General features: G+C 68.0%; 15 protein-coding genes and 4 pseudogenes. 10 read left to right on the forward strand and 9 right to left on the reverse strand.

The window, feature by feature from the left end:
• Positions 1-183: 183 nt before the first annotated feature.
• Positions 184-423 (forward strand): annotated as a pseudogene (locus ACIBJG_RS19600) (DUF6879 family protein); the annotation flags it as partial.
• 238 nt (positions 424-661) lie between these two features.
• Here the strand turns inward: ACIBJG_RS19600 and ACIBJG_RS19605 are convergent.
• The 4 genes and pseudogenes from ACIBJG_RS19605 to ACIBJG_RS19620 all read right to left on the reverse strand — a co-directional run.
• The gene (locus ACIBJG_RS19605; RefSeq protein ID WP_399308774.1) at positions 662-925 is read right to left on the reverse strand and encodes a hypothetical protein; all 264 of its coding nucleotides are present in this window, start codon (positions 923-925) and stop codon (positions 662-664) included.
• Positions 926-1097: 172 nt separating this feature from the next.
• Positions 1098-1817 (reverse strand): restriction endonuclease, encoded by a 720-nt coding sequence (locus ACIBJG_RS19610; RefSeq protein ID WP_399308775.1) that lies wholly within the window; start codon positions 1815-1817, stop codon positions 1098-1100.
• Positions 1814-2023: a hypothetical protein gene (locus ACIBJG_RS19615; protein ID WP_399308776.1), complete on the reverse strand. Its 210-nt coding sequence runs from the start codon at positions 2021-2023 to the stop codon at positions 1814-1816. Before ACIBJG_RS19615 ends, ACIBJG_RS19610 begins: the two co-directional genes overlap by 4 nt.
• A 175-nt stretch (positions 2024-2198) precedes the next feature.
• Positions 2199-2318, reverse strand: a pseudogene (locus ACIBJG_RS19620) (transposase family protein); the annotation flags it as partial.
• A 617-nt stretch (positions 2319-2935) separates the two neighbouring features.
• Here ACIBJG_RS19620 and ACIBJG_RS19625 point away from each other — a divergent pair.
• Positions 2936-3124, forward strand: a complete 189-nt coding sequence (locus tag ACIBJG_RS19625) for a hypothetical protein (RefSeq protein WP_399308777.1) — start codon at positions 2936-2938, stop codon at positions 3122-3124.
• Positions 3125-3153: 29 nt separating this feature from the next.
• Here the strand turns inward: ACIBJG_RS19625 and ACIBJG_RS19630 are convergent, their stop codons facing one another.
• The 3 genes from ACIBJG_RS19630 to ACIBJG_RS19640 form a co-directional block, all read right to left on the reverse strand.
• Positions 3154-3717, reverse strand: coding sequence for an alpha/beta hydrolase fold domain-containing protein (locus ACIBJG_RS19630; RefSeq protein ID WP_399308778.1), 564 nt, complete (start codon positions 3715-3717; stop codon positions 3154-3156).
• A 61-nt stretch (positions 3718-3778) separates the two neighbouring features.
• A complete protein-coding gene (locus tag ACIBJG_RS19635; RefSeq protein WP_399308779.1) occupies positions 3779-4285 on the reverse strand; it encodes a hypothetical protein in 507 nt (168 codons plus the stop codon).
• Positions 4286-4622: 337 nt separating this feature from the next.
• A complete protein-coding gene (locus ACIBJG_RS19640; RefSeq protein WP_399308781.1) occupies positions 4623-5219 on the reverse strand; it encodes a TetR/AcrR family transcriptional regulator in 597 nt (198 codons plus the stop codon).
• Between the two features lie 468 nt (positions 5220-5687).
• On the opposite strand from ACIBJG_RS19640, the gene ACIBJG_RS19645 reads away from it, so the two are divergent.
• The gene (locus tag ACIBJG_RS19645) at positions 5688-6464 is read left to right on the forward strand and encodes an SDR family NAD(P)-dependent oxidoreductase (protein WP_399308783.1); all 777 of its coding nucleotides are present in this window, start codon (positions 5688-5690) and stop codon (positions 6462-6464) included.
• Positions 6465-6593: 129 nt separating this feature from the next.
• On the opposite strand, the pseudogene ACIBJG_RS19650 reads toward ACIBJG_RS19645, so the two are convergent.
• Both ACIBJG_RS19650 and ACIBJG_RS19655 read right to left on the reverse strand, forming a co-directional pair.
• Positions 6594-7159, reverse strand: a pseudogene (locus ACIBJG_RS19650) (transposase); the annotation flags it as partial.
• Positions 7160-7678: 519 nt separating this feature from the next.
• Positions 7679-8170 carry a MarR family winged helix-turn-helix transcriptional regulator gene (locus ACIBJG_RS19655; protein ID WP_399308785.1) on the reverse strand — a complete coding sequence of 164 codons (492 nt, stop codon included), beginning with the start codon at positions 8168-8170 and terminating at the stop codon, positions 7679-7681.
• A 105-nt stretch (positions 8171-8275) separates the two neighbouring features.
• On the opposite strand from ACIBJG_RS19655, the gene ACIBJG_RS19660 reads away from it, so the two are divergent.
• The 7 genes and pseudogenes from ACIBJG_RS19660 (at position 8276) to ACIBJG_RS19690 (ending at position 13621) form a co-directional block, all read left to right on the forward strand.
• Positions 8276-9502, forward strand: coding sequence for an amidohydrolase family protein (locus ACIBJG_RS19660; RefSeq protein WP_399308787.1), 1227 nt, complete (start codon positions 8276-8278; stop codon positions 9500-9502).
• 134 nt (positions 9503-9636) lie between these two features.
• A pseudogene (locus tag ACIBJG_RS19665) lies at positions 9637-9910 on the forward strand (IS481 family transposase); the annotation flags it as partial.
• Positions 9911-10823: 913 nt separating this feature from the next.
• Entirely contained in the window at positions 10824-11048 is a 225-nt protein-coding gene (locus ACIBJG_RS19670) for a hypothetical protein (protein WP_399308789.1), read from the forward strand.
• A 32-nt stretch (positions 11049-11080) separates the two neighbouring features.
• Entirely contained in the window at positions 11081-11248 is a 168-nt protein-coding gene (locus ACIBJG_RS19675; RefSeq protein ID WP_399308791.1) for a hypothetical protein, read from the forward strand.
• Between the two features lie 18 nt (positions 11249-11266).
• Positions 11267-11506 (forward strand): hypothetical protein, encoded by a 240-nt coding sequence (locus ACIBJG_RS19680; protein ID WP_399308793.1) that lies wholly within the window; start codon positions 11267-11269, stop codon positions 11504-11506.
• A 65-nt stretch (positions 11507-11571) separates the two neighbouring features.
• On the forward strand, positions 11572-12507 hold the full coding sequence (locus tag ACIBJG_RS19685) for an alpha/beta fold hydrolase (RefSeq protein WP_399308795.1): 936 nt from the start codon (positions 11572-11574) through the stop codon (positions 12505-12507).
• Between the two features lie 178 nt (positions 12508-12685).
• Positions 12686-13621: a DUF5655 domain-containing protein gene (locus ACIBJG_RS19690; RefSeq protein ID WP_399308797.1), complete on the forward strand. Its 936-nt coding sequence runs from the start codon at positions 12686-12688 to the stop codon at positions 13619-13621.
• The last annotated feature ends 93 nt before the right edge of the window (positions 13622-13714 follow it).

Below are 13714 nucleotides of genomic sequence, written 5' to 3' on the forward strand. Positions count from 1 at the left end.
AAATTGAGGGCAGGTTCAAGTTGCCGTCGATGTGCGCGCTTCCCGATGGCTTCCGCGTGATGCCCTGTCCCCGCTGCCCATCGCCGCAGCTGAACGGCCTGCTCCGGACGGCACGGCTGGAACCTCAGTAACCCAGGACCATCAATACCGTCATGTCAGGAAAGCGGCTGAGGGAGGCGTGGGATGCCGCTGAACGCGCAACAACTGAACACCGCGACTTTCGCCGAGCTGCTCGCCGACACCCATCGCACCGCTGTCCATCTGGAGATGCGTGACGGCTACGCGATGGTTGACGAGACGGACGGCTCCGCGGCCTTCCTACGGACCGGCGTCCCGAACCTGCCGGGCCGCTCGTTCTGGCCGCAGTGGATGCCGCTCATCCAGAACGCAGTTGCCCGCGGCGCGGTGATGCGCCGCGCGCAGAGGTCACGAGCCTGCTGACGCCCTGCGACAGCCAACGCTGAGCACACGACCAGGTGGTCAGCATCCGACGGATGGCCCGTCTGGCTGGGAGCGATGGCAGCTCCACCGGCCTGGTATCCGCGGATCTCGGCGCCTCCACCGCCCGCCTACGCTGCCGTCCTTCCACGCCACCTTCGCGGAGTGGGTGGTGATCGAACTCCTGCCACCCCGGGTCTTACTGGGGCCGAGTTGCGTTCTCCTAGATGCAGGGAACACGAGTGTTGTTGACAGCGACCGGGGATGCGTTTCGACCTCTTTGCTTGGCCTTGCCCGAGGGGATGTCGCGCCTGACGCAAGTTCGGAACGCGTCGGCTTGATCCCGGCCGAACCGCACGTGCCGCAGGAACTCATCCACCTCGGCGACCGGCACCAGCTCGTCCTCATCCAGCACGGTCCAGTACCGGTCGCCCGACGGCACCCGTGCCAAGAACGGCCGCAGCCGCAGCCTTCTGTTCTCCATCACGGGCGTATCTCAGCAACATCTGCGACCTTCGCGACACCAGTTCGGGAACCGTCGGGCACCGGTTCACCGTTCGGGGTGACGCGACAGTGCGCGCCCCTTACCGGAGCCCAAGGGGACAACGGGTGACGCCGCGTACCCATGTCGACGTCGGCGACAGCCACTGCGGCATTGTTCAGGAGAGGGCTGTCGGCTTACGCGGCGGCGGGACGGCCCGCAGTAGCTCCCACAAGGGGCGTGAGCCGGACGCCCACGCTTCGAGGGTGTGGCGGTCGATCACGTGGAGGCGCTGCTGTTTCGCGAAGGTCACGGCCGGAGCGGTCACCCGGCCGTTCGTCACGATCACCGCGATGTCGGCGCCGTGGACCTGGCGGGCTGTGCCGTTGAGTACCTGGAGGTCGGGTGTACCGACGGCGGACCCGGCGAGGCCGTTACGCCTGTGTTTGCACTGGATCACCCAGCGCCGCCCGTAGGGGTCGGTGGCCTTCACGTCCGCGCCCAGGTCTCCGGCGCCCCCCACGCGCACCGCGTTCTGACAACCGTCCCGGCGCATCAGGTCCCGCACCGCGTCCTCGAACTGGGAGTGGTGCAGGGCGTCCAGCTGGGGAAGCTCGTAGCGCAACCGCTGCGAGCGGACCGCTTCCCACCGTTCCTGCTGTTGCCTCTGGTAGAGCCAGCCACCGCCGGCCAGTACAGCGAGCACACCGAGGACGATCAGAGGCCACCAGTGGGCCAGCAGCAAGTGGACGACGGCCACGGCCAGGACCGCAGCTACGAGGAATCCCATCAGACGGTCATTCGTCCGCCGACGCTTGCTGGGCCTGCGGGGCCGCCGCCGTACCGGTGGGCGGCGCCTGCCGCCTGTCGCGCGGCCTTTGCGTGCGCGAGGACTCATCGGCCCGCCTGAGTGACGCCGCTCGCGAGTTGGCCGAGGAAGTCCATGATTCCGCGGCCCAGCGGTGTCGGCGCGATGAGCACCCCAAGGGCCAGGACGATGACGACGGTGAACTTCTCATCGAGCCGGCTCCGGGAATGCGTACGCCGACGCAGCCGGATGACGACGATGACAGCGAGCAGCACTGCCACGTTGATGGTCAGCAATCCTCAGACCTCCCCCACAACCGGCCATCACCACGCAGGGTATGCAGAGCGCTACCCGCAGCCTTCTTGTGTAGTCGGGCGTCGGTGATGTTGGAGGCGGGTTGCCCGTGAATGGCACAAAGTCATCGGACCTGGCCGAATCCCTCGCTGCCGCCAGGAACCGCCGCAGCAGGCTGACCCGGCATACGGTTGCCGATGAGCAGCGGAACAGTGGCGCGAGCTGCCGCATCGTGAGGTTGGTCCGGTGGCAGACGGTTACCAGCAGGGCTCGATCCGCCGACGGCAGGCACCACGGCGGGCGCTGGTGTCTGCGTCATGACCAGGGCGTCGCGCACCCCAGGATGGTCGGAATGTCGACACCCCCACAGGTCGCCCCTTCCGCACTGGAGCGCGGCGGCAAATGCGCACGCCGCACCAGCTCACGTACCTGAAGCGGTTCGCCGGACATCGCTCCCCGGCCGGACCAGCGAACATCGGCCGCGAGGCCCTCGGGTGAGCGGCGGCGTCTACCAGCGATTTCCGGCCGCACCAAATCGCGGACTGTGCGGATCCTCTCAACCTGACAGCTCGAACTCCCGGGCTCCTGTTCGCCACTTCCCGTTCGAGGTAGACGCCGTGATTGCCCACCTGCAGCGCGCCAGCAACACCGCCGGTCTGCTCTCGTACCTGTACGGGCCGGGCGAGCGCTGCAATCACAACAGTCCCCGGCTGACCGCGTGCGACCGCCACGGAGTCCCGAACGAACTTGTTCGCCGAGGTGCGGCGAGGAACCTCGGTCGACCAGATGATCCAGGAAGCGGCAGGCCGCCGTGACCTGTTCGCCATCGCCGTCGCCCAACCGGACTCGCCGTACGACACCGCCATCGCGTTCCTTGACCACCCGCACACCGGCCTCCCCCAGCCTCCACTCGAATGGCCCAACGAAGCCTGTACACCCACGGCCACGGCGCGATTTCAGGCGTCACTCGAAGGTGTCCGGATAGGGAGATCTACGGCCGGTTCGCGCTCGACATGAACCGGCCCCTCGACCTGGACCTGACCGCCCTGACCATCCCGGGCCCGCGCCCGCCCGCCGATGGCACAGCCGCGGTCTCGGGGTGATGCCCCGTCGCACTGGTGCGGTTGGGGCGTCAGGGGGTGAGGAAGTGCTGGGTGAGGAAGAGAGCGGCGCGGTCGAGTGCCTGGTCGGCTTCGTCGAGGGTGCCGCCGGCGAAGGCCTGGAAGACGTGCGGGGCGTCGGCGGTGATGTCGAGGATGACGTCGGCTCCGGCGTCGCGGGCGCGGGCGGCGAGGCGGGTGGAATCGTCGAGGAGGATCTCGTTGGTGCCCACCTGGATGAGAAGCGGGGGGAACCCGGTCAGGTCGGCAAAAAGGGCCGGACTGAGGAGGGGCTGTTCGGGGTCCTGGCCGGCGAGATACATGGCCCCGGTGTGCATCACGGCCTCGCGGATGAAGATCGGATCGATGCCGTCCTTGGTCGTCATGCTCTCCCCGGTCCGCGTGGCGTCCAAGCCCGGGGAGAAGGCCACGATCACGGCAGGCAGCGGAAGCCCCGCGTCGCGGGCCGCCAGGGCGGTGGTGACCGAGTAGCCGCCGGCGGAGTCCCCGGCGAACGCGATAACAGACGGGTCCAGGCCGCTGATGGGACGGCAGGCACGGATCCCCCGGAGATCATGAAGCGTAGAGAACTCCATGATCGGGCGACGTCCGAGGCGATGGTGCTGTGGTCGATGACCATGGTCATGAGCCGCCGCCTCACGAAACGGCGACGCTGAAGGAGCCCGGGCTGCTCTCGACGAGCCAACCCCGCGCGGCCAGGCGCTTCGCCTTGGACCGCACCCCTTCGATCTTCGCAGGGACCAGTTCGAGGCCCACGCCGTCAGCGAGTTGCCGGCAGATCGCCGGCCCCTCGCCGGACCGATCACGGTCGGCCAGGACATGCACGATCCGCTGATAGTCCGGCGACAGCACCGAAACGTCCAGCCCTTCCCGCCGCACCAGCACCACCGCGCCGGGCACCGCCCGGGCCACCGCCGGCCCCGGCTCAACCGGCTGGCCCTCCCGGGAAACTCGCACACCCTCGGGCTCGCCGGCCTCGGACAGCACCTCACTTACCCCCGCCTTGGCGATCACAAGGCGATCCTGCGCGGCCTCCGCCTCCTCCAGCTCGGCAACGAGCCGGTCCGGCTCGCCCCGCAGCGACTCCACCCGCTGCCGGGCAGCGATCTCCCGCTCCTCGATCAACCCCATCACCGACGGCATCCGGCACCTCCACCAAAGAGAGAACACGACGTGCCATCTCCACTGCAGAGCAGGCGAGTCTACGCCTGCCCAGCGGAAGCCCGGCGATCACACCCGGAAAGACAACAGGTTCTTACGAATGACCAACTCAGACCCACATCAAGAAAGGCAGGACTCCGTGATCACGGACTTCCGTGCCTGTTCTGCGTCGAAACTCGCTCAACCTGGCCATCCGTCAGGAACCGGACGCCAGCCGACTACGCCGAAACCCTGGGCCGCGACCTGGCCGCTCAGGGACCGCTCCGGCTATGCCACGGCGTCATCTTGCCTCTGGACGGCGGCATCAGCCACTGACGCACTACCCGCCCACCCGCAGACCATCGAGAAGAACAGTCAGCACAGAGCGGTGACCGCGTGCCGGATCAGGCTCACATCCCAGCACACATCCCTGCACCGCCACGGCCCCCGTCAGTTGCAGCACATCCTGCCAGGCGAGATCCCGGCGAAGGTGCCCGTCGTCCTGGGCGCGCTCGATGACCTTGTGGACAAGTTCGAGGAGCTGGTGGCGCTGCTTGGTGATGGCGGGCCCGCCATGCTGGTCCAGGGAGCCGGACAGTCCGGCGTTCTGCGCGGTGCGTATGGCCAGGCTGGTGAACAGCAGAGAGAAGCCTTCCCAGGCGTCGTCGGAGTCCAGAGCCTGGTGCGCGGTGTCGGTCAGTTCACCGAGGATGTCGCCCAGCACGGCTGCCATGAGCTGGTCACGTTCGGAGTAGCGCCGATAGACGGTGCCCACACCGACGCCGGCCTCCCGCGCGATCTCGTGATAGCTCACGTCCAGCCCATGGGATGCGACGGCGCGGCGCGCTGCCGCCAAAACAAGCGCGGCATTGCGCTGTGCATCGATGCGCAGTGGCATCGCTGCCTCCTGGGTCGCTGCAGGTTGCTCAGCGTTCATGCCCCCACCCTACCCACAAATGGACATTCCCTGTCCGTTTCCTTACGCTAAAGAAAGCGGACAGGGTTCGTCCGTTTGGAACGTTTGGGAGGTGCAGAGCGTGGTCGCCCGCGTATCGCTGATCACCGGTGCATCCGGCGGCCTGGGCCGGACGCTGGTCCGCGAGGTTCTGAGCAGGCGAGCGAGTCATCGCAACCTCGCGCAACGACACGCAGCTGCGGCTACTGGCGCTGCCCACCCAGAACGCTGGCTCACACGCTCCGCAGGCGCCGCGGAAGGCCAGATCGGCGATCCCGCCGGCATGGCCCAGGCGCTTGGCGCCCTCGCCGACATGCAACGCCGCCGCTGCGGCCCCCCTGGGCAGTGACGTCCCCGCCGGCATCGAGAAAACCCCCGTCGACCAGCTTGAAGAGCTACGCCGATTCGCGCCCCTGAGCGCGTCCACCGATCACACTGATGGATTCTGACATGCACGAGCACCGCAACACCGCTCCCCTCGCCCTCGTCACCGGCGGCAGCGAGGGCCTTGGCCTTGCTATCGCCGACGCCCTCGCCGCCGACGGAGCGAACCTGATCCTCGTCGCCCGCAACCACGACAAACTCCAGGCCGCCGCCAAGGAACTGGGACGGCACGGCACCACAGTGCACACCGTGTCCGCAGACCTCTCCGCGTTGGATGCCCCCGCTCAGATCGCCGAACAGGTTGGAAATCTGTCCGACCGGGTCGACACTCTCGTCAACAACGTCGGCACCGCACACTTCGCTTCCCTGGCCGACACCACCATCGACGCGATGAACACGATGTGGCACCTCAACGTCCAAGTGCCGCTGCTGCTCAGCCAGCAAATGCTGCCCGCTCTCCTGAACGGCCACGGAAGCATCATCAACATCAGCAGCTACTGGGCCCACAAGATGGTCGCCGGCCGCCATTCGGCGGCCTACTCCGCCACCCGCGGAGCACTCAACTCCATGACCCGGGCGTTGGCCAACGAACTCGGCCCCCAAGGAGTCCGCGTCAACGCCATCGCTCCGGGGGCGGTACACACACCGACCTACGAACGCTCTTACCTCGCCCCCATGACCGCAGAGCAGCGCGCCGTACACGATCAGCAGATCGAGCACTCCTACCCCCTGGGACGTTTGGGCACCGCCCACGACATCGCCACCGCGGCCGCCTACCTCGCCTCGGCCCAGTGGACGACCGGCGCCATCCTGGCCGTCGACGGCGGCCTCACCATCCGCTGAGCCCCGGAGGGGTGAATCCTGACGGCCAAGCGCACAACCCAGACCGGGCGACAGCGCTTGTCGCGGGGCCCCTGCCTCTCTCGTCAAGCCATGTGGGCGTCTGAGGGGCCCTCGGGGGAAGCGTCAGTCGTGTCGGCTCCGGCGTATCTTGTCGTAATAGGCCCGCGATGCGGGGCGCCCAGGGAGGCGAACGCGGAGAGGAGGAGGGCTGTTTGAACTGCTTGATTCCGCGTCGGGATGGTTGTTCGCCGCGGATCGAGGCCCCGGAACTGCGGGTCGCAGGGGCGAATTCGGCGTAGGCGGCGAGGAGGCCGGCGGTCAGGGAGGTGCTGCCGTCGCCAACCTCGATCAGGATGCGGGCTCCGGTCCTGACGCCGACTCCCGGCATGGACGTCAGGACTTTCGAAAGAAGGTGGGCCTCCAGGAGTTCTTCGATCCGCCCGGCCAGAAGTTCCGCTGGTCAAGCACGCCGTCAGGGATCGAGCCAGGCTCGGGACGATCAGCGCGGCCGCCTCGATCCCTGGAACGGTGACGGTCTGCTCGTCCAGGGCGGCGAGGGCTTCCTCGCCCAGCCGCTCGGCCATCCGCGGCACCTCTGGCCGTAACAGCGTGACCAGCCGCCGCCTTCCGGCCCTGCAGGTCTGTGCAGTTGACCCAGACCGTTCCAGCAGGGCGAGGACGGCAGGGTGCTGCACGATCTGCGGGAAGCCTCCAATGCCGCGAAGGTGCAGGAGGGCGCGGCCGTAGCCGCCGCGTCGGCGGCAGTCGATCGGGTTGACCGACGCGGCACGCTGGCGTACCAGGCTTTCGCCCTTGCCCGGTGGGAAGGCCCCGGGCCCGCCGGGCCGGGACCGGAAAGCCGTCCTCCCAGGTCGCGACGGAGCCCCTGGGGATGGCCAGACGCTCGCAGTCGGCCGCTTGATCGGCCATGCGGCGCACCTCGGGACGAGAAGATCACCCTCGCCTCACTCTCTGGGGCCTGTTGTGGTCACCCGCGCCGCGGGCGTGGTGCGGGCGCACGCTCTACGGGCGCCTCCCGGGTCGACAGGCACTCATCGAGGCGCTGGCAGGCGGACCGGGTGTACTGAGCGCGAGCGTTGTCGGCAGCGAACAGGGGCATGTTTCGACCTCTTCGCTGGGTCTCGCCCGAGGGTGGTGTGTTGTGCCTGACGCACGTTGTGAACGCGGCCCCGCACTATCGCGCTGTGGGGTGTTCAGTCCTGTGAGGGGGTACTCGCGTCAGCCCCGCCGCGGCGGTGTTGCTGAGCGGACCAGACGCCGGCGTCCTGGCTGTAGCGGATGAGGGACTGGGCGAACTGGATGCGTTCGGCCGGCTCCCATGCTGCGGTGATGTGTTCAAAGGTCTGGCGCTGTTCGGAGGCGAAGCGCCGCCGCTCGGCCTCGCCGGCGTCCGTGAGCTCAAGGACGGTGCGTCGGCCATCCGCCTGAGACGCGGCTCGCCGCAGCAGCCCGTCGGCGATGCAGGCGGCAATGGTCCGGCTGGCGACGGGCTGGGTGACTCTCATCTCGGCGGCAACGCCGCCGACCGTCATCTCGCCGGGCGCGTCCGCGACCACGTTCAGGACAAGGTTGCGGGTCAGATCCCCACGCCCGCCCGAGGTGCGCCGCCGCAGTCGTGACAGGGCAGGTCCGACCTGATCGAAGAGGGCCTTGCCGGTTCCCGGGGGCGTTGACGAGCTGCTCATGTCGCCATCCTAAGGAGTTTCAGTCGACACACATGTTCATGCCGTAATGCATGTCCATAGCTTTAGCTATATATTGAGGGTCCATACTTCAGGATCGAGGTAAGCATGTCCGTGACCGCTATCACCGGTGCCCGGGTCTTCGACGGTGAGAAGACGCTGGGCGTGACCACCGTGCTCGTCGACGGCGGGCGGATCGCCCGCATCGGCGGCGACGTCCCCGCCGGGGCCGACATCGTCGACGGCAGTGGCGCCACGCTGCTGCCGGGCCTGCTCGACGCCCACGTCCACACAGGCAAGGACGCGCTGGCTCTGGCGCTGCGGTTCGGTGTGACGACCGAGTTGGAGATGCAGGGCACCAATACGCGGGACAATCGGGCCCACATCAGCGAGGACGACACCGTCGCCGACGTGCGCTCCTCCGGTTTCGGCATCACCCCGCCGGGCGGCCACCCGAGCGAGTTGTTTCCCGAAGGCTTCCGTCCGGGCCCGCCCCCCGGTGCCAAGCCCGCAGGCGAGCCGCCGCTGATGCCGTTTTCCACCACCCCCGAAGAAGCCGTCGCGTTCATCCCGCAGCTGATCGAACGCGGCTCGGACTACATCAAATTCATGGTGGACGACGGCAGCATCGAAGGGCACCCCGGGCTGCCCATGCTCGACCAGGCCACCTTGAACGCGGGCGTGGCCGAGGCGAAGAAGCACGGCATGCTCACCGTCGCCCACGCCCTGACAGTGGACGCCACCCGCATGGCCATCGAGGCGGGCATCGATGGCCTGGCCCACTTGTTCATGGACCGGCCCCACACTGACGAGATCATCAACCTGGTGAAGAATGCCGGAGTGTTCGTCGTCCCCTGCGTCGTCCTCAACGCCTCCATGATGGGCATCACCGGCAGTGACCTTGCCGACGACGAGCGCGTCGCCTCCCGACTGGATGCGGACTGGGACAAGGCCCTGCGCTCCAGCTTCGGCCACTACCCCCAGGGCAAGATCGAGGATGTCCTGGCCACCGTCAAGACGCTCAGCGATGCCGGAGTGGACCTGCTGGTCGGCACCGACGTCTCCCTTCCCCTGCCCTTCTTGGGCGGGCTCGCCCACGGTGCCAGCGTCCACCACGAACTGCAGTACCTGACCCGTGCCGGCCTCACCCCTACCCAGGCCCTGCGTGCGGGCACCGCCACCACCGCCCGCCGCTTCGGCCTCGATGACCGCGGCCGCATCGCCGAGGGCCTGCGCGCCGACCTCCTCCTCGTCGACGGCGACCCCACCACCACCATCTCCGACACCCTCAACACCCGCGCCGTCTGGCGCCGCGGCACCCGCCTCACGGCCTGACCTCGCCGCCTGCCACCAAGGTCTCGCACCCACCAGAGGCCGCCGACCTGATGGCCGGCGGCCTCGTGCATGGCCACGCTCCCCGCCTTGAACCCAGATGGCCTACCGCATTCCCCATCACAGCAGAGGTCTTCGTGCCTCACCCCCATGCCCGGCTGACCGTTCATGGCCGCCGGCTCCTGGGCGACCGGGCCCGGGCCGGTCGCCCCGTGGCCCATGACGCTGACGAAATGGACATCTCCCGAGCTGCGGCCCACGAGCGCTGGCGGACCGAAGGCGACGCGGGCCTGTGCGACCGTCCCAGTCGCCCGCCGACAACACCGCACCTCCGCCGCGATCGAGGACCGGATCTGCGAGCCGCGGCACCGCAAACTCGGCCCTGCACGGATAGGCCCTTCTGCAGGTCTGGTCGGTGACCGCTACCGCATGCGGATTTCGCTGGCGCACCGCGACCTGGGCGCGGAGCGCGTGGCCGCGGTAATCGCACCTTTTCGCACGCGGGACGCCTTCATCCTGGAGCGCGGGCAGCGGGAGGGTCGTCTTCCACCGCGAGGTGCCCGCACTCGCGCTTGCCCCGGCCCTGGAGAAGCTCGGTCTTTCGGTCCTGGAGTCGACGAACTCTGGAACGTGGGAGGGGGCGGGCGAGGTGGGTCGACATCGCGGGCGAAGAGGTGACGGCTGAGCCGATTGGCGAAGGTGTGTCGAAGTTGATCTGGACCACGGAACGTTCGGCCCGGCAAGCACCTCGAACAACGCCCGCACCGGTGCGCTGCCGACTCTGCGGCGCAGATCACGTAGCGCTTTCGTGCTCGGGCGGACGACCGGCATCCCCGACAGACCAGCGGAGCGGTCTTCGGCCCCACCCGGGAGGGCGAAACCTCGTACACCACCAGACTGTTGCACCATCTGGGCCCCGAGATGCTGGCGTTGTGGGACCGAGGCTTCGACGGCAACGACTTCCTCGCCGCCGTGCACTCCACCGGCGCACAGGTCTTGGGCCGCATCAACCAGCGCCGCCGCCCACCGGTTCTGAAGGCGCTCGCCGACTCCTCCTTCCTCTCGGTCATCGGCGGCGTCCCGGTACGCATCATCGAGGCCCGGGTAAGCGTCCTCTGCACGGGCGGCAGCGCCTTCGAGGGTTCCTACCGCCTGGCAACCACGCTGCTGGACGCCCGTCGCTACCCCGCCGACCGCCTCGTGCACCTGTATCAACGAGCGCTGGGAGCACGAGAGCATCTACTACGCGCTCCGCCAAACCAGCCTGCACGCACGGGTCCTGCGCTCGCACGATCCGGTCGGTGTCGAGCAGGAGATGTGGGCCTTGCTCACCCTCTACCAGCTTCTGCGCCGCACCATGGTCGAGGCGGCGGAGCCCCGGCCGGGCACCGATCCCGACCGCTGCGGCTTCATTATCGCCCTCCAAACCACTCGCGATCTGCTGGTAATCGCGAAAGGAGTCTTCGAGCAGGGCATCGGGAAGATCGGCCGGCGAGTCCTGTCGACGCTGTCGCCCGCACGGCGAAGCCCCGTCAGCACCGCAAGGTGAAGGCACCCATCTCCCGCTATTCGGAGAGAAAATTGGACGGCCGACCCGACAGCAGCAAGGTCGTGACCTCGACGACGATCACTCTCCTGCCGCCCCCACCGCCGCAGCCCGCACTGCCCGCGACGACCGACCGGGAGAACACCGGAAATCGCATGGCACGTGTCCTGACCATCCTGCAGGCGGAGCCCGAACGACTATGACGCTCAAGGGAGATCGCCGTGCTCCTCGGCGACGTCACCCTCGTCGCCACCTATCGCCAACTTGCCCGCTGGACCGAGAGAGGAAGGATCAAGAGAGTCCGCACGGGCCGCTACGCGGCCATCACACAGATCCCGAGTTGCGTGACCAGCGAAAACGCCAACTACCCGGCCTTGAGTCAAGGCCCGTCGGGGGTTAACCCCACCGCACACGCTCGCTTCAACTACACCATTGATACGCGTGCCATCCGGATTCTGTGATGAACCCATTCAGCGAATGATGGATATCGCAGGCCCAAGAGCACCCGTAGTTCAAAGGAGCAGTCATGTCCCGCACCACGCCCAGCCGCAGGTCCTTGAACCGGGCTCTGTCGGCCCTCGCCCTGCTGGCCGTGGCGGCCGGCGGCGTCACGGCCTGCAGCGACAATGATTCCGCCTCCAAGCCCTCGGCCCCGGCGTCCGCGGCCTCTCCCGTGTCGCCGGGGACCGCCCAGGCGGGCGAAGCGAAGCTGCACATGGTCGACAACGGTGGTCACCGTCTGGCCTTCTACGTCACGCAGGGCAACGACTCCACCATCGTCCTTGACTCGGGCGGCGGGGAGTACTCCTCACAGTGGAAGGGCATCGCCCCCGAGCTGCACGCAGCCACCGGCGCCACCGTCATCACCTACGACCGGGCCGGTCTCGGCAAGAGCGACGTGGTACCCGGCGCGTGGAAGGCCGAGAGCGCTGTCAGCGACCTCAAGGCGGGGCTCAAGCAGTTGGGCGTGACCAAGGACGTGACCTTGGTGTCTCACTCCCAGGCCGGCGAGGTCGCGAACTACTTCGCCAAGGACAACTCGAAGATGCTCTCCGGCGCGGTCCTGATCGACGCCAACCTCCCCCAGTTCTTCACGGACGAGGAGATTCCCCGTCTCGTAGCCGCGACCCAGCCGGAGGTCGACGCGGCGAAGAAGGACCCCGACAAGCCGGCGAACCGCCAGCTCATCTCCGTCACGGAGGGCTTCGCCCCGGCACACCAGGCATTCCACAAGGTCGCGTGGCCGGAGTCGGTACCGGCGACGGTCATGGTGTCGGAGAAGACCCCGTTCGACGGGTCCCCCCAGGACGCCCAGCGCTGGCGCGACGCCGCCGCCTCGTTCGTCCAGGAGGCGCCCAACCGTACGCTCGTCACCGCTAAGGGCACGTCCCACGAGGTGCCGACGGAGCGTCCCGACCTTGTCCTCAAAGCGATCGAGGGCATGTTCGCCGCACAGCACTGACCCTTCACGCTCAGTAACACCTCCGATGCCCTATAGAGCCACTGTTGCGGGTTGCGCCGATGGATCCGTTGCGGTGATGCGACAATTGGGCCTGGCCACAGGCGGCTTGCCCTTCGTCTGGAATATCCCTTCGGCCGTTTCGATTGATTCCCTCGTACTGATTACGGAGGGGGCGCTGGTGGCGGAGCTGATGTTGTTTCGGCGCGACGCGGACGGGCGGGATGTCGAGCTGTCCGGTTCGACGGTGGCGCTGGAGGTGGAACTGCAGCGGCGAGTTGAGGCCGGTCTGGAGCAGATGCTCGGCATTCGGTTTCTGGTGTCGGAGTACGCGACCGGTCCGTGGCACCGAGGTCGGATCGACACCTTGGGACTGGACGAGAATGGCAGCCCGGTGGTGATTGAGTTCAAGAAGGGCTCCGACAGCGGGGTGCTGTCCCAGGCGGTTTCCTATCTGTCCTGGCTGGAGTCGGCGCGGCACGAGTTCGAGGCGCTCGTGCGGAAGGTGCTGGGCGCGGAGGTTGCCGCGTCGATCGACTGGCGTCGTCCGCGGATGGTCTGCATCGCGGGCGGCTTCTCCCATCACGATCGTGTGGCGGTGCAGCGGCTGCCCGAGCGGGTCGACCTGGTGCGCTATCGGATCTTCGAGGGCGGTCTGCTGGGCCTGTTGCTCGTTGACGCCTCGCCTGCCTTCCCGATCGCCGCTTCGTCCCGGCGAAATCGGGAGCGGGAGGAGGCGGTCGGCAGCGCGTCGGCCGCACCGGTGGCCCCATTGCCGGCGAGTTCTGGCCTCGTGCCTGAGTGCCTGCGGGACCTGTACCGGGAGCTGGACGACGCGCTCACGGCATGGGGCGAGGTCCAGGTGGCGCCCATGCGGCACTACATCGCCTACCGGCGGCTGGTGAACGTGGCGTCGGTGATCTTCCGTCCGAAGTACGAGGCGATCCTGGTCTATCTCAGACTCGATCCGGGCTCGGTCGTGTTGGAGGAGGGCTTCACCCGCGACATGCGCGGCATCGGGCACCTGGGAACCGGGGACCTGGAGGTGCGCCTCGTCTCGGCGGCCGGCCTGGAGAAGGCGGCGCCGCTGATCCGGCGAGCGTTCGAGGCGGCCTGACTCAACGAGAAGGGCGGCCGGTGCATCGGATACTCAATGCGCCAGCCGCCCTTCGGCGTCTGCGGCTCGCCAGCGCCGGGCTATCCGATCTCA

This window comes from Streptomyces sp. NPDC050422 (assembly GCF_044458665.1).
Lineage (GTDB): Bacteria > Actinomycetota > Actinomycetes > Streptomycetales > Streptomycetaceae > Streptomyces.